This window comes from Eubacterium callanderi (genome assembly GCF_900142645.1).
Taxonomy (GTDB): Bacteria; Bacillota; Clostridia; order Eubacteriales; family Eubacteriaceae; genus Eubacterium; species Eubacterium callanderi.
The window spans coordinates 112956-129757 of sequence record NZ_FRBP01000011.1; the positions used below are offsets into that span (position 1 = coordinate 112956).

General features: G+C 40.3%; 15 protein-coding genes and 1 pseudogene. All 16 read left to right on the top strand.

Going from position 1 to position 16802, the window contains the following annotated elements:
• Positions 1-2: 2 nt before the first annotated feature.
• Complete coding sequence (locus tag BUC22_RS15535) at positions 3-1139, top strand: DegT/DnrJ/EryC1/StrS family aminotransferase (protein ID WP_013380877.1); 1137 nt, start codon at positions 3-5, stop codon at positions 1137-1139.
• A 108-nt stretch (positions 1140-1247) separates the two neighbouring features.
• Entirely contained in the window at positions 1248-1940 is a 693-nt protein-coding gene (locus BUC22_RS15540) for a sugar transferase (RefSeq protein ID WP_013380876.1), read from the top strand.
• Between the two features lie 20 nt (positions 1941-1960).
• Positions 1961-2959, top strand: a complete 999-nt coding sequence (locus tag BUC22_RS15545) for an NAD-dependent epimerase/dehydratase family protein (protein WP_013380875.1) — start codon at positions 1961-1963, stop codon at positions 2957-2959.
• A 4-nt stretch (positions 2960-2963) separates the two neighbouring features.
• A complete protein-coding gene (locus BUC22_RS15550; protein WP_013380874.1) occupies positions 2964-4034 on the top strand; it encodes an aspartate aminotransferase family protein in 1071 nt (356 codons plus the stop codon).
• Position 4035: 1 nt separating this feature from the next.
• Entirely contained in the window at positions 4036-5094 is a 1059-nt protein-coding gene (locus BUC22_RS15555; RefSeq protein ID WP_013380873.1) for a lipid II:glycine glycyltransferase FemX, read from the top strand.
• A 6-nt stretch (positions 5095-5100) separates the two neighbouring features.
• Positions 5101-6333, top strand: coding sequence for a glycosyltransferase family 4 protein (locus BUC22_RS15560; protein WP_013380872.1), 1233 nt, complete (start codon positions 5101-5103; stop codon positions 6331-6333).
• A complete protein-coding gene (locus BUC22_RS15565; protein ID WP_013380871.1) occupies positions 6333-7439 on the top strand; it encodes a glycosyltransferase in 1107 nt (368 codons plus the stop codon). Before BUC22_RS15560 ends, BUC22_RS15565 begins: the two co-directional genes overlap by 1 nt.
• Positions 7429-8643: an O-antigen ligase family protein gene (locus tag BUC22_RS15570; protein WP_081474225.1), complete on the top strand. Its 1215-nt coding sequence runs from the start codon at positions 7429-7431 to the stop codon at positions 8641-8643. Before BUC22_RS15565 ends, BUC22_RS15570 begins: the two co-directional genes overlap by 11 nt.
• Positions 8644-8656: 13 nt before the next feature.
• Positions 8657-10087, top strand: a complete 1431-nt coding sequence (locus tag BUC22_RS15575; protein ID WP_013380868.1) for a lipopolysaccharide biosynthesis protein — start codon at positions 8657-8659, stop codon at positions 10085-10087.
• Positions 10088-10412: 325 nt separating this feature from the next.
• Positions 10413-10577 (top strand): annotated as a pseudogene (locus BUC22_RS22645) (DapH/DapD/GlmU-related protein); the annotation flags it as partial.
• An 8-nt stretch (positions 10578-10585) separates the two neighbouring features.
• Positions 10586-11899 carry a nucleotide sugar dehydrogenase gene (locus BUC22_RS15585; protein WP_073383145.1) on the top strand — a complete coding sequence of 438 codons (1314 nt, stop codon included), beginning with the start codon at positions 10586-10588 and terminating at the stop codon, positions 11897-11899.
• Between the two features lie 30 nt (positions 11900-11929).
• The gene (wecB, locus tag BUC22_RS15590) at positions 11930-13021 is read left to right on the top strand and encodes a non-hydrolyzing UDP-N-acetylglucosamine 2-epimerase (RefSeq protein ID WP_013380864.1); all 1092 of its coding nucleotides are present in this window, start codon (positions 11930-11932) and stop codon (positions 13019-13021) included.
• Positions 13018-14100, top strand: a complete 1083-nt coding sequence (locus BUC22_RS15595; protein WP_013380863.1) for a Gfo/Idh/MocA family protein — start codon at positions 13018-13020, stop codon at positions 14098-14100. The genes wecB and BUC22_RS15595 overlap by 4 nt, the downstream gene beginning before the upstream one ends.
• Positions 14100-14669 carry an acyltransferase gene (locus BUC22_RS15600; protein WP_013380862.1) on the top strand — a complete coding sequence of 190 codons (570 nt, stop codon included), beginning with the start codon at positions 14100-14102 and terminating at the stop codon, positions 14667-14669. The genes BUC22_RS15595 and BUC22_RS15600 overlap by 1 nt, the downstream gene beginning before the upstream one ends.
• Before the next feature lie 3 nt (positions 14670-14672).
• Positions 14673-15797, top strand: a complete 1125-nt coding sequence (locus BUC22_RS15605; protein WP_013380861.1) for a DegT/DnrJ/EryC1/StrS family aminotransferase — start codon at positions 14673-14675, stop codon at positions 15795-15797.
• Positions 15798-15911: 114 nt separating this feature from the next.
• Positions 15912-16754 carry a hypothetical protein gene (locus BUC22_RS15610; protein ID WP_013380860.1) on the top strand — a complete coding sequence of 281 codons (843 nt, stop codon included), beginning with the start codon at positions 15912-15914 and terminating at the stop codon, positions 16752-16754.
• Positions 16755-16802 lie beyond the last annotated feature (48 nt).

Consider the following 16802-nt stretch of genomic DNA (forward strand, 5'->3'; position numbering starts at 1 on the left):
AAATGGATAAGCCCGAAAAGATATACCTTGCCTCCCCCCACATGGGCGGCGAGGAAATGAAATACATACAGGAAGCCTTTGACACCAACTGGATCGCCCCCCTGGGTAAAAATGTCAACCAGTTTGAAAAAGAAATGGCAGCCTATGTAGGTGTTAAGACAGGCGCCGCCCTGTCTGCTGGGACAGCCGCCCTGCATCTCGGCTTAAAAGCACTGGGGGTAGGAGAAGGCGACGTGGTCTTCTGCTCCAGCCTGACCTTTTCAGCCAGCGCCAACCCCATTATCTACCTGGGCGCAAAGCCTGTTTTTATCGACAGCGAACCCGAAACCTGGAATATGAGCCCAGCAGCTTTAGAAAAAGCTTATGAACAATATCCTAATCCCAAAGCTGTGATCATTGTGGATTTATACGGCCAGGCTGCCGATTATGAAAAGCTGTCAGCCCTCTGTAAAGCACACCACACCCCAATACTGGAAGATGCCGCCGAAGCCTTAGGCGCGACTTACCAAGGCCAGAAATGCGGCACTCTTGGCGATCTGTCTGTTTTGTCCTTTAACGGCAACAAAATCATCACCACCTCCGGCGGCGGCATGCTCCTCGGTAATGACGAAGCGCTCATTCAGAAAACCCGTTTCTGGTCCACCCAGTCCAGAGAAAATGAACGCCACTACGAGCACAAAGAACTGGGCTACAACTACCGCATGAGCAACATCGTTGCCGGTATCGGAAGGGGACAGTTAAAAGTGCTGGAAGAAAGAGTCGCGAAGAAAAAGCAAATCTTTGAGGCCTATCAAGAAGCATTTAAAGAAATAAAGGATATTGAAATGATGCCCGTTTCCGACAAAGGCAAGCCCAATTGCTGGTTAAGCTGTATGACCTTAAAAGAAAACAGTGTAGTCAAGCCACTCAATATTATGCAGGCTTTGGAAAAAGAAAACATCGAATCCCGGCCAGTCTGGAAGCCCATGCACCTGCAGCCTTACTTCAAAGCCTTTGATTTCTTCAGCCATTGCGACCCAGAGAATGAACAGAGCATTGCGGAAGATATCTTTAACAGAGGCGTCTGCCTGCCGAGCGATACCAAAATGACCGAGGCAGACCAACAGCGCATTATCAATATTATCAATTCATTTTTTTAGCAACAATGGCTATGTAAGGAACGACGCCTTCGGGGTCTGCCCCCGAGGCTTGTCTACTTATGGACAAGTCGAAGTGGGTATTGTTCCGATGAAATACAGAGGTTCAAAATGATCTATCAGAAATACGTCAAACGCATACTTGACATCACCCTGTCCGGCGCAGCGATTATCGTGCTGTCACCTGTGATGGGCGTCACCGCCATTTTGGTTAAAAAGAAGCTGGGAAGCCCAGTTATCTTTAAGCAAAAGAGGCCCGGCAAAGATGAAAAGATTTTTACCATGTATAAGTTTAGAACGATGCTGGATGCAAAAGATAGCAAAGGAAATAATTTGACAGATGAGGAGCGTTTAAAAAGAATTGCATCTCAAAAGAAAGAACAGGTGAATATCTCAAAAGATGAAAACCGTATAACACCATTCGGAAAGAAAATGCGAGCAATGAGTTTAGATGAATTACCAGAGCTGTTTAATATCTTTAAAGGCGATATGAGTTTTGTTGGGCCGCGGCCTTTAGTCACAATTTATTTGCCTTATTATAATGAAAATGAAAAGAAAAGGCATAACGTACGGCCTGGGTTAACAGGTTTAGCGCAAGTTAACGGAAGAAATGGATTATCATGGAAAGAAAAATTTTATTATGACACACAGTATGTGGAAAATGTAACCTTTATTAAAGATTTAAAAATACTTTTAAAAACAGTTCGCGTTGTCTTTTCCCACAGTGATATCGGGCAAGGAGAAGAGAAACCGGAAGCATTTCATATCGTTAGACAAAGAGAGCTTAATGATAAATTACAGTAATCGAGAAAAGAGGAATTTTTATGAAAAAAATAATTATTTTTGGTGCTTCAGGCAATGTAGGATCTTATTTTACCAAATATGCAGCTGAATTTTTTAAGGATTCAGATTTTGAAATTATTGCTTCTGGGAGAAGAAAGACAAATGTTTTTGAGCAGTTTGGCGTGAAATATTTTGATGTGGATGTTACAAAATCAAGTGATTTTGACAAACTTCCAAAGGATGATATTTATGCAGTTATTATGCTGGCAGCCGTGATTCCTTCATATATGAATACTTATAATGCTAAAGCTTATTTAGATACAAATATTATGGGCACGTACAATGTTTTAGAATATTGTCGTAAAAACAATGTGGATAGAATTTTATTTAGTACGACTGTTTTTGATATTTCATTATACGCTGAAGAAGGCATGATATTAAAACCGGATATGCCCAAAAATTTTAGCTACAAAGGAGATCATGCTGTTTATGTCATTTCGAAAAATACAGCCATTGAGTTAATTGAACATTATCATCAGGAGTACGGTATTAAAAAGTTTATTTTTAGATTTCCGACAATTTATGGATACAGCCCTTATCAGTACTATTTCCCAAATGGTGTAAAAACAATGCGTCCCCTATATAAAACCATAAATAACGCAATGGAAAGTAAACCAATAGAAATATGGGGAGATCCAAATTATGCAAAAGATATGGTCCATGTTTATGATTGCGCGCAGATGATGTGTAAAGCGATAAACATCGATCGGGATGAAGGACTCTATAATGTAGGGACAGGCATTCCAGTTACATTACAGGAGCAATGTGAAACGATTATTGACGTGTTCTCTCCTAAAGATAAACCATCTGAAATTATTTATCATCCAGAAGTATCCAATGGCGGTGGCTTTTTGATGGATATCGAGAACGCAAAAGAGGAGTTAGGTTACGCGCCCGAGTATGACTGTAAAAAACTGTTTGAAGATTACAAAAAAGAAATGAAACTTAATCGCTTTATGGAACTAAGAAAACAAGATTAAAAATATGAAAAAGGAAATTGGCAGTGAATTTTGGACCGTCGAACAGACAGCAGAGAAACAGCATTTATTCAATGCTTTTAAAAGAAACCAACGCTTCTTTTTATCCGGTCGAACAGCTTTGGATTTTCTAATAAAAAATATAAAAGCAAAGAAGCCCATAAGAAAAGCATACCTTCCGTCCTATTGCTGTCACAGCATGATCCAGCCTTTTTTAGATAATGATATCGAAGTAATCTTCTATGAGGTTCTTATCAAAGAAAACAAATTGATGATAAAAGTGGATCCCAACGTAGAATGTGATCTTTTTTATACCATTCAATACTTTGGATTCGTTGATGAACAGCTGGATGATTTTATAAGAAAAATAAAACAACAGGGAAAACTAATCGTTGAGGATGCCACGCACTCCTTATTCACAGCTAAAGCATTTCATACAGAAGCCGATTATGTTTTTGCAAGTCTGCGCAAATGGACAGGGCTGCCCGGCGGTGCGCTGGTATGGTCAAATGAGACACTTTATGCTCCAGCATCAAAGACAGATTCCAACAAAGCATATATTGAAAAGCGGGAAGCCGCCTATCGATTAAAACGTCGATACATTGAAGGCGAACCCATCGAAAAAAAAGCCTTTTTAACTTTATTCGATGAAGCCGAGCAAATGTTAGACAAAGATTATCGCGGCTACGGCTGTGGTCAGGAAATACAAGAACAAATCGAGCATTTAGATATTGCAAAAATTAAAAAGAATCGGCAAGAAAATGCAGCTTTTCTCTGTGAAAAATTGAGATTTTGTAAAGATATTGAATTGCTTTACAAAGCAGTAAAACAGGATACTTGCCCCGTGTTCGTCCCGATTATTGTAAAAAAACATCAGAGAGATCCACTGAGAGCATTTTTAATCCAGCAGAATATTTATTGCCCGATCCACTGGCCAATCTCACCAATGCACAAGCTAAATGTGGGAACAGAAGCACTTTATAAAAATACACTCAGCTTAGTGTGCGACCAACGATATGAGATAGAAGATATGACATCAATTGTCAATGCGATCATACAATTTTTTGAAAGGAAATAAAATGAGTCAATTAGAAATCATCACAAGCGATCAAGCAGAAGAATGGAATAAAATTGTCAAATCATTTAAAAATCATGACGTTTATTATCTCATTGATTATGTAAAAGCCTTTCAAATCCATGGAGATGGGGAACCTATTCTTATCTTTTATCATGATCATGACTTTAAAGCAATGAATGTGACCATGAAACGAGATATTGGCCGCTCGCCTAACTTGGTCAATCAAATTCCCGTTGACACATATTATGATTTCACAACCCCTTATGGTTATGGTGGCTTTCAAGTTGAAGGGACACAGACAAAAGAAAACATAGAAACACTAAATCGTATCTATTATGAATATTGTCTTAAACATAGTATTGTTTGTGAGTTTGTCCGTTTTCATCCAGTCTTAGAAAATGCCAAGTTGCTGACGGAAATGTATGAAGTTATTGAACTCGGAAAAACAATACTAATGGACTTAAGCGATCAGGAATTAATATGGAAAAACATTACTAGTAAAAATCGAAATGTCATTCGGAAAGCACAAAAATCAGGTGTGAAAATATATTGGGGTCGTAATCGGGAACTGTTTAAAGATTTTATCCAGATATACAACCAGACAATGGATAAAGATCAGGCGGAGGATTACTATTATTTTAAAGTCGATTTTTATGAAAGTATTCTTAATGATTTAAAAGACAACAGCTTAATATTTTATGCACAACTTGAAGACGAGATTATTGCCATGTCGATTGTTATGTTTTGTAATCAGCAAATGCATTACCATTTGTCTGCTTCAAAACAAGCCTATTTAAAGTATGCTCCGACAAATTTGTTGCTTTATGAAGTAGCCTGTTGGGGGGCAGAAAATGGGTTTAAAACGTTGCATTTAGGCGGTGGCCTTGGGTGTAAAGAGGATAATTTGTATAAATTTAAAAGTGCTTTTAACCGACATTCAGAGGCGGAATTTTCGATTGGTAAGAAAGTTTTTGATAAAGAAGCATATATGGAATTTGTTGAGATGTCACAAAAATCAGAAGATAAAGAAGATGACTATTTTCCTAAATACAGGGGTTAAATATAAATGAAAAACATTTGGATTTTTAATCATTACGCAGGGCCACCCTCCATTTGTACAGGTTTGAGGCATTTTAATTTCGCAAAATATTTAAAACAAGCCGGATATAAAGTGACAATTTTTGCATCTAGCGCCCAGCATAATTCGAGCATTAATCTTATAAAGGATGATAAAAAATATATCAAATACATAGAGGAAGACATACCGTTTGTGTATATAAAAACAAGGCAATATAAAGGCAATGGAAAAGAACGAATCAAGAATATGGTTGATTACTATAAAGGGGTTTCAAAAATTGCCGATAACTTTGAAAAACCAGACGTTATTATTGGATCCTCTGTGCATCCTTTGGCCTGTTTGGCGGCGATTAAACTGTCAAAAAAATATCAATGTAAAAACATTGTAGAAATAAGAGATCTATGGCCTAAAACTTTTGTTTCATTGGGGATGCTGAGTAAAGATTCCTTTCTTGTTAAATTGATGTATACAGGTGAAAAATGGTTATATAAAAAAGCTCAAAATATTGTCTTTACTATGGAAGGTGGAAAAGACTATGTTATTGATCAAGGATGGAGCAACAGTATTAATTTAGATAAAATTTATTACATAAATAATGGAGTGGATCTTGAAGAATTTAAAACTAATATTCGAGAATGCAAAATAGACGATGAAGATCTTGACAATAAAAAAATATTCAAAGTAATTTATGCAGGTTCAATACGACAAGCAAATGGATTGGATAGATTGATCAAAGTAGCAGAAATTCTTAAAGATGAAGAGCATCTTTTATTTTTAATATATGGCGATGGGCCTGATAAGCGTTATCTAGAGGAGTACTGCTATAAAAATAATATCAATAATGTAAAGTTCAAGGGAAAAATTGAGAAAAAATATATACCTTATGTGTTATCTCAAAGTAATCTAAATATTCTAAATTATATTAAAACAGATATTTTTCGATATGGTACAAGTCAAAATAAATTTTTTGAATATTTGGCAAGTGGAAAGCCGATTTGTGCGAGTTTAACACATAAATATTGTGTTATTACAAAATATAAATGTGGGATTGCTAAAGACTTTAATACTATAAATGAATATGCTGAAGCGATCCTTGAAATAAAGAATTTAAGCAGTCAGGAGTATCAAAAATTATGTAGAAATGCACAACGAGCAGCAGAAGAATATGATTTTAAAAATTTGACTAATAAGTTAATTCGGGTAATTGAAGGAGAGGAATAATGAAGATAATGTTTCTTGCCGCAGCTTCAAGTGTGCATACAATTCGTTGGGTTAATTCATTAGCACAAAGAGGACTCGAAATTCACTTAGTATATCTAAAAGGGCATGATCCCAAAGAAAAAATAGACGATTGTGTGAAATTATATCCGTTACCATTTAGCGGGAATAAAGGTTATTATCTAAATGCTTTTTCATTGAAAAAAATATACAAAAAGATTGTACCTGATGTAATAAATGCACACTACGCTAGCGGATATGGAACGTTAGCAAGAGTATCAAAGTTGAAACCTCTTTTACTAAATGTATGGGGCAGTGATGTTTATGAGTTTCCATACCAAAGCAAAACAAAAATGCAGTTGGTATGTAGAAACTTAGAATATGCTGATAAGTTAGCATCAACAAGTAATTGTATGGCGAATCAAGTTCGTCGGATTTTAGATAATCCCCAAAAGGAAATCTTTATTACACCATTTGGCATTGATTTAGAAATTTTTAGCCCTAAACGATTTAATAAAAAAAGAAAAAATAAAATTATTGTAGGAAATATAAAAACATTGTCCCAAAAGTATGGCATTGATGATTTAATAAAAGCAACACGTCTCTTGCTAGATAAACTGAAAAAAGAAAAACGAAACGAATTGGCCGATAAAATAGAGGTGCATATTTATGGTGAAGGTGAACAGAGAAGTGAGATTGAAAAACTTATTAGAAAGTCAGATTTAAAAAACAGAGTTTTTCTGAAAGGTAAAATACCACATGTTTTAGTGCCTGAGACTTTAAGTTGTTTTGATATTTTTTGCTGTACTAGTATTTTTGACAGCGAGAGCTTTGGTGTTTCAGTTGTAGAGGCGATGGCGATGGAATTACCTGTTGTCGCAACGGATGTGGATGGTTTCAAGGAAGTAATGGTGCATAGTCAAACTGGGCTAATTGTTAAACGAGAAAGCCCGGCAGATATATGTAATGGTCTTTATCATGTGATAACTTTACCAGATATGGGAAAAGGATATGGTTTGGCTGGTAGAAAAAGGGTTGAAGAAAGATATAATTGGGAAAATAACGTCATACATATGATAGAGATTTATAACAGGGTAAATGATGGATAGAGAACTTTTGTATACAAAAAACGAAAAAGCAACTTTTATAAATGGTAGCATATTGGCGTTTATTATGCTTTTGAATTGGCTGTACCTTTTTAATAATACTTTGCTAAAAATGATCGGCATGGGAGCGATGATATTTTGTTTCCTTTTTGCTATTTATGAAGTTATTATCCGATCAACAAAGATCAAAATAACAAAAATTTGGATTAACTATTTTCTTTTTATGGCTTATACTTTATTTACAGTTATTATAACACCAACGTCTAAAGCTATTTATATGTGGTGCCTTCAAAGTATTTTGTTATTGTTGGTCAGTCTGTATTCTCAATTTGAGATTAATAGTGAAAATATAAAAAAGATTGTGTTCTTTAATAAAATACTTTTTTGTGTATTGCTGATACCAGTAATGACAATAATTGTGACTAAGGGTGATGTGGCAATCAATCCTTATAAAGATATTTTTAACTTCACTTTTTACAAAGCTCTTTTTTGTGTGCCGTATTTTTTTATGATTTTATGTAAAAAAGAATCTTTTAAAATTTTTGTTGGAATCGCGTTTACGATGATATTGTTTTTTATTGGGGAGCGCGGATCAGCACTGGCTTTGATAATGATTGTGGTTTTGGAAATTTTGCTTTTTAAAGTGAAGATAAATAAGAGAACATACTCATTTTTATTTTATAGTATTGCATTTTTTTTAATTATAATGCCGTTTATTTACGTAGTGATACAATATTCTGAATTAGGAATTAAAATAAATCAGATTTCATATCAATATACGCATGCAAACTTCTTTTCTGGAAGAAATATTGTATGGGAAATTGGTATAAACGGTTTTTATAAATCGCCTATAATAGGTCATGGAATGGACAATAATATTTTGCTGGAAGGAAGATGGACTGCATCTGCACATAATATATATATATATATATTGTTACAGGGCGGTATCATTGCATTGATATTATTTATTTTGTATTTACATAGTGTTTGGATGGAATTTTATGAATGCCTAAATAATAATATCGTACGTTTATCAGCTTGCTACCTTATAGGTAGTATGATAATAGCTTCTTTTGAACTAACTTTGATTGGAAACGCAGTTAATTTAGCTATATGTTTATGGTTGATTATATCGATAGGACTGATGAAAAAAAATAGTATAAAAAATCGATTAGCCAATAGATATGCTAAAAATAATTTTACGTAAATAAGGGAATAATATGGGAACAATAACGGCAGAAAGCTTTATTAAAAAGTTAGCTGGATTTTCAATGTCTACTTGGATAAATTGTGCCATTGGTTTTATAGCAATACCTTTAATTACACGGGTTTATTCAACAGAAGCTGTAGGTAAAATTAATTTATTTACGGTTTCGCTATCTTTATGTTATATGATTGTATATATGGGAATGGATCAAGCCTTTGTCAGATACTACTATGAGCCGCCAGATCATTGTAATAAACAGCAGCTATTTCAAGTGTGTTTGGCTTTTAGTATGGGGTTAGCGGTGCTTGCGGCTTTCCTTATACTATTTTTTTATAAAAATGTGAGTGCTTTAATTGTAGGAGAAGCATCATTTGTTATTTCAGTATGTTTTTCAATATCATTAATCAGTAATGTATTTTTGAGATTTTCCGGTTTAGTATATAGAATGGAGCAAAACACAGTTCTATACACGGTACAATCTGTTTTAGTTGTTTTTGTGAGTAAATTACTTTACGGATTCATGGGTCTTATAAATGCAGACTATCAATTCGCAATAATCACAATGTCAACAGGATTTTTAGTATTGATGGTAGTGTTTTGTTTCTTTCAAAGAAAGACTGTTTTTTATACCCCATTTAAAATAAATCGAACCATATCAAAAAAAATGCTGGTGTTTGGTCTTCCATTGATACCGGTATCCCTTTTGTCGTGGCTAAATAATTCACTGCCACAACTTTTACTCAAAAACTTTATAAGCTATTCAGCTATCGGGGTATACTCAAATACTGCAAATTTGGCAAGTATTGTACAGTTAATTCAAAGTGGTTTTAATACTTATTGGGCAGCTTTTGCATATGAAAATTATAAAACAGAGAAAAGCAAGATACAAAAAGTGCATAATATTATAACAGGATTAATTGTCTTATTTGGTTTATGTGTTATTTTATTTGATGATATTATTTTTTTCTTTGTTGGAAATGATTTTAAAGCGGGAAAAGCTTTTTTTCCATTTTTATTAATAACACCAATTTGTTACACAATTGCAGAGACAACGGGTTTAGGCATTAACATTGCGCAAAAGACTTATCTAAATATGATTACTTTCTTTGTAAACACACTCACTAATTTTGTGATTAGTATTTTGTTGATGCCTAAACTTGGAATTAACGGTGCGGCGATGGGTGCAGCTTCATCAGCAATTATTATGCTTGTATTAAAATCAGTTCTGGGTGAAAAGTACTATAAATGTATTACAAATTACAGAAAAACAGTTTCGGCTATTATAATTATTTCATTTGCAGCAATATGTAATTTTGTGTTCATTGATTTATTTTGGCTACGATATATTAGTGTGTTTATGCTAATTATTATTCATATTCTAATATATAAAAGTGAAATTCAGAATATAATACATGTTCTGTTGAAGATTAAAAAGGAGAAGTAATATGAATATAAAATCATTTTTAGGTAAAATTTGCGCAAAAATTGAAGTATCTTTAATAGTCTTAAAGACATCTTATTATCAAGAAAAAATAGTACAGGGAAAAAATACTAATATAGCAGGTTCAAATAGAATAGGAAATCCAGAAAATATTTTTATTGGGAATAATTCTTATATAAACGGAAATGGCTTTGTTTTTGCTTCAAAAAATTCAAAAATAGTTATAGGTGATAATTGTTTGATTTCCTATAATGTTCATTTACGGACAGATATGCACAACTACTTAAATAAAAATAAACTAATTAAATTCCAAGGTCATACGGAAAGAGATATTATCATTGGTGATGATGTCTGGATAGGATATGGAGCGCAAATAATGTCAGGTGTGACAATCGGCAGAGGAGCTGTTGTAGCTGCTGGAGCAGTTGTTACGAAAGATATACCACCCTACGAAGTATGGGGTGGTGTTCCAGCTAAAAAAATAAAAGAAAGAGTTTGAAAATGGAAAGTAATGTATTAGATAAAATTAAAAAAAGAAAAGTCAATGTCGCAGTCATTGGCCTAGGCTACGTAGGCCTCCCTTTAGCCGTAGAGAAAGCCAAAGCCGGCTTTAAAACCATCGGTTTCGACGTTCAGGAAGAAAAAGTTAAAATGGTCAATGAAGGCCACAACTACATCGGTGATGTCATCGACGATGACTTAAAAGAATTAGTCAATACTGGAATGCTCTCTGCAACAACAGACTTTTCTTTCATCAAAGATGCGGACTTTATCGCGATCTGTGTGCCAACGCCGTTGGATGCATACCAGCAGCCCGATATCAGCTATGTCAAATCATCAACCGAAGAGGTTGCTAAATACATGAAAAAGGGAACCATGGTGGTGCTTGAATCCACAACCTATCCGGGAACCACAGAAGAATTAATCAAACCAATCCTCGAACAGGGTTCAGGCTTAAAATGCGGCGAGGACTTTTATTTAGGCTTTTCACCGGAACGGGTGGACCCCGGCAATGCTATTTATAAAACAAAAAACACGCCTAAGGTGGTTGGAGGTATTGGCAAGGACGCCACCGAGGTCATTGCGGCCATGTACCGGACAGTACTGGACGGCGATGTCTATGAGGTATCCTCACCAGCCATTGCTGAGATGGAAAAAATATTGGAAAATACTTACCGGAATGTCAATATTGGTTTAATCAATGAACTGGCCATTTTATGTGACCGCATGAAGATTAATATCTGGGAAGTGGTTGACGCGGCCAAGACAAAGCCTTATGGCTTCCAGGCCTTTTATCCTGGCCCCGGCTTAGGCGGCCATTGCATCCCGCTTAATCCCTATTATTTGTCGTGGAAGGCTCGGGAGTACGGTTTCCACACCTCCATGATTGAAAGCTCCATGATGATCAATGACCGGATGCCAGAATACTGCATTGACCGCGCTTCGCGCATTTTAAACAGAGATAAAAAAGCCCTAAACGGCGCGAAGGTCCTCGCGCTCGGTGTGGCCTATAAACAGGACATTGACGACTACCGGGAGAGCCCGGCGTTAAAAGTCATTGAAAACTTTGAAAAAGTGGGGGCGCAGATTGATTTTTACGATCCTTTTATCCCAGAATATAATTATAAAGGGAGAATTCACAAGGGAATTGAAAAGATCAACCCTGAAATTATCAAAGGATACGACTTAATTGTCGTGACAGCGTCGCACACAAAGGTTGATTATGATATGATTCAGCAGAATGCCAAAGCCATTTTTGACACAAAAAATGCGATGAAAAATGTGGTAGTGCGCAATAATATTGAGTTGTTATAGTAGATGAGTTTTAATATAAAAGGATAAAATATGAAAATTGTAACAGTAGTTGGCGCAAGACCTCAGTTCATTAAAGCGGCGGCGGTATCACGCAAACTTAGAGAGAATCATAAAGAAATTTTGGTACATACAGGACAGCATTATGATGCGAATATGTCTGAAGTCTTTTTTAAAGAGCTTTCGATTCCGCAGCCTGATTATAATTTAGGGGTTGGTTCAGGCTCTCATGCGAAACAGACCGCAGAAATGATGGTCGGAGTCGAAGAAATACTGCTAAAAGAAAGACCAGATTATTTAATGGTCTATGGCGATACGAATTCTACCTTGGCAGGAGCCATTGCAGCGTCTAAAATATTAATTCCAATTATCCATGTCGAGGCGGGGCTGCGCTCTTTTAATATGGCGATGCCTGAGGAACAAAATCGCATTCTTACAGACCGGGTTTCCAAGCTTTTATTTTGCCCAACCGATACAGCAGTACGGCATTTGAAAGATGAAGGGATTGTCAATGGCGTCTGTAATGTGGGCGATGTCATGTGTGATGCGGTTTTATACTATTCTAAAAATCTTGAAAACTACAGTGATGATTACTTTTGGAATCGGCAGATAGGAATCTTTGGCGGTGTCGATCCGGCGTCAAAGTGGTATCTGGCAACCATTCACCGGGCAGAGAATACAAACACTGCCCAAAAGGTGGAAGCGATTTTAAATGCTTTTGAAAATTTGGATGCGCCAGTTTTATTCCCTGTTCATCCCAGAACAAAGGGACTCGTCAAAGAATTAATTGGTAAAAATAAGTACACCAATATTTTATTTGTCGAACCAATGGGCTATCTGGACATGTTATTTTTTACCAAAAATGCCATTAAAGTGGTGACGGATTCCGGCGGGTTGCAAAAAGAGGCTTACATATTAGATACCCCCTGTATTACGGTGAGAGACCAAACCGAATGGGTTGAGACTTTAAAGGGAAACCACAATATTTTAGCAAAGCCAGATTCTGATGATATTTTTCAGAAAGTAAATTACACAGAGATTGATTTTAAAAATAAAGCGAATCATTATGGTATTGGCGATGCTGCGGATAAGATTTGTAAAATTTTGGAGGATGTAAAAAAATGAACTACGCACTCATCGGCTGTGGCCGCATCGCGACCAACCATATCACAGCCGTAATGAATAACAACCTGACCCTTGTGGCTGTCTGTGATGTCATCCCGGACCACATGGAAAGCCTGCTGGCAAAGCACAGCCTTGAAAAAGACACCAGTATCCGGCGTTACACGGATTATAAAAAAATGATCGAAGAGAACGCCCTTGACTTAATCGGCATTGCCACTGAAAGCGGCCTGCACGAGGAGATCGCCCTGTACTGCATCCGCCACGGCATTCACGTGATCATCGAAAAGCCCATGGCCATGAGCATTGCCGGGGCTGACGCTATCATTAAAGCGGCCGAAGAAAACAACGTAAAAGTATCCGCCTGCCATCAGAACCGGTTTAACATCGCTGTCCAGAAAATGCGGGGCGCGGTAGAGGCAGGGCGCTTTGGCCGGATCTCCCACGGGTCCATCCATGTGCGCTGGAACCGAAATGAGGACTACTACACTCAGGCGCCCTGGCGCGGCACCTGGGCCCAGGACGGAGGCTGCCTGATGAACCAGTGCATTCACGGCATCGACCTGCTGCGCTGGATGATGGGGGACGCCATCGACACGGTTTACGGCGTGACCAGGCAGCAGCTTCATGATTATCTGGAGGCAGAGGACATGGGCATGGCCGTGGTCCAGTTTAAAAATGGTGCCGTGGCAACCGTCGAAGGCACCACCAACGTTTACCCCCAGAATCTGGAAGAGACCCTGTACCTCTTTGGAGAAAAGGGCACCGTGAAGCTTGGCGGCAAGTCCACCAACGCCATTGACGTCTGGGATCTGGCCGACGCTGATGATCATGAAAGCACTGAAAACAACGGCTTTCATGAAGCGACCAGCAATGTCTACGGCAACGGGCACACCAGCCTGTACCGGGATGTGATGGAAGCCATCGAGCAGGACCGGGCCCCCTATGTGGATGCCCAGGCCGGCAAAAACGCCCTGGAGCTGGTGCTGGCCATCTACCAGTCCGCGGCAGAGGGCAAGCCTGTGAAGCTGCCTCTGGATGCCTGTGCCAGCACCGATTTTACAGGAAGGTTTGAACGCTGATGGCCGATTACTTTGTACATGAGAGCAGTTATATTGATGATGAGGTCACCATTGGCAAGAGGACAAAAATCTGGCATTTCTGCCACATCCAAAGTGGCGCCATCATTGGGGAAAACTGCTCCTTTGGCCAGAACGTCAATGTTTCAAACCGGGTCAAAATTGGCAATGGCGTCAAGGTGCAGAACAATGTCTCCATCTACGGGGGTGTGGAGTTGGAAGACGCCGTATTCTGCGGCCCCTCCATGGTGTTTACCAACGACCAGACGCCCCGGGCCGAGTACCCCAAGGGAAGCGCCGGATATAAAAGAACACTTGTCCGAAAAGGCGCCACCATCGGCGCCAACGCCACCATTGTCTGCGGCCACACCATTGGCCGTTATGCCCTCATCGCCGCAGGGGCAGTCGTCACCCGTGATGTGCCCGATCACGCCCTGATGGCAGGCGTTCCGGCCCGGCAGGTCGGCTGGGTCTGCGAATGTGGTGCGGTTTTAGACAAAAATTTTATCTGTCCAAAATGCGGACGTAGCTATATAGAGAACGAAAACGGATTAAGTGAGAAACAGAGGTAACCCATGCAATTCAGAGACCTGAAAACCCAATACCACCACCTGAAAAAAGACATCGACGCCGCCATCCAAACGGTGCTTGACAACACGAATTTCATCTCCGGCGCCCCCGTCACCGAGCTGGAGGAGCAGCTGGCCAGTTACGTGGGCGTGAAACACTGCGAAACCTGCGGCAACGGCACCGACGCGTTATCCTTGGTGCTCATGGCCTGGGGCATCGGCCCGGGTGACGCGGTGTTCGTGCCGGATTTCACCTTTTTTGCCTCCGGCGAGGTCGTTGCCCACCAGGGCGCGGTGCCCGTGTTTGTGGACGTGGACGCGGACACCTTCAACCTGGACCCCGAAAGGCTGGAGGAGGCCATTAAGGCTGTGCTCAAGGAAGGCAGGCTTAAGCCAAAAGTGATCATCGCAGTGGATCTTTTTGGCCTGCCGGCCGATTATCCCAGGATACAGGCCATCGCGGATGAATATGGCCTCAAGGTGCTGGAGGACGGCGCCCAGGGCTTTGGTGGGGCCATTAACGGCAGACGGACCTGCAGCTTTGGCGACGCGGCCACCACCTCCTTTTTCCCGGCCAAGCCTTTAGGCTGCTACGGCGACGGCGGCGCTGTCTTTACTGACGACGCAGAGTTGGCGGCCCTCATCCAGTCCTACAAGATTCATGGCAAGGGCAGCTTTAAGTACGACAACGTGCGCATCGGGGTCAACTCCCGGCTGGACACCCTCCAGGCCGCCATCCTTCAGGTCAAGCTCAGAGCCTTTGCCGATACGGAGCTGGAGGCGGTGAACGCTGTGGCGGCACAGTACACCGAGGCCTTGGGCGGCAGGGTCAAAACTCCGGCTGTTCCAGAAGGTTTTTCATCCAGCTGGGCCCAGTACACCATCACACTGCCAGAGGTGGACCAGCGGGACGCCTTACAGGCAGCGCTAAAAGCCCAGGGGATTCCGACCATGGTCTATTATCCCAAGCCCATGCATGAGCAGACTGCTTTTGAGGACGTGCCCTTTACAAAAGGCAGCTGTCCAGTGACTGAATCGCTCTGTAAGCGGGTGCTGGCCCTGCCCATGCATCCTTACCTGACAGAAGAAAGTGCAGGCACAGTTGTTTCCCAAATAAAAAAATCATTGTAATCCCCACAACTTAACATGGTTTCCGGGACACATCCCAATCAACCGGTACGCGAAGCGTAAAAGCTTCGCGTGCCGGTTTTTTTATTACTTTAAATCAGCGGCAAGGAGGATTTTATGTCGAAGTGCGCAGAGCCTGGCACGTTTGAGCTGGAGGTTTTGATTGAGGAGAATGAGGATTTTGGCACAGCTTTTGAGAAAACGAGGAGCAGGGTTTTGAAGGCGCTGCTCGCAGAGATTAAGGAACGGTTTGGATACTCGCCGGAGGTCTGCAAGACCAGGCTCTTGGAGGAATTTTTTTGTGAGAACACCATTGACTGGGCATCGGATGTGCTGGGAGCAAAAAAGTCTGGGCTGGATTGGAAACGTCCTCATACGTCTGGAGAGACTGATGAGCCCGAAAAATGCGGGAAGCGGCTGAATAAAAACGGGTTTGCCATCCGGATGCTCATCGACCTCATGGATCACATCCGTATCTTTCTGGTGCCGGTGCTGCTGTGCCCGGACTGTCAGGAGCGGCGGGCCCTGGACGAGGCCTTTAACGCCCAGTACTGCCACCGGATTCTGCCGGAGGAGATGGTCAAGGGGTGTCAGTATGCGTCAGAGGTCTATGAAGCCCTGATCTGCGAGGGTTTTGAGCAGCGGTATCGGGAGGTGGAGGTCTATTTCAGCGAGGAGCGGGCAGTGGCCGTCAAACGGGATTTCAGGAAAATGGCCGGCCAAGCCGAGGCCAGGCTGTCCGGGCCTCTATCGGAGCGGGTGATCCCATTGGATATCCGTCTTCGGCTGCGCAGAGGTGAGAAGCCCAGCCGGAAGGACCGTTTGTTAACAAGGCTTGCGCGGATGGTGGTTTGGGTAAGGGAGCTGGTGCGGCACCCAGACGAGGCAGAGCCGGTCAAAAACTGGTACAGCCGGCTGCGCCGGTTATGCTCGGATGAAAACGGAGACCCCTGTTGGTAAAAAATGATCCCAACAAAAGCAAATCCAACGCGAAGTAGATGGTTTCAG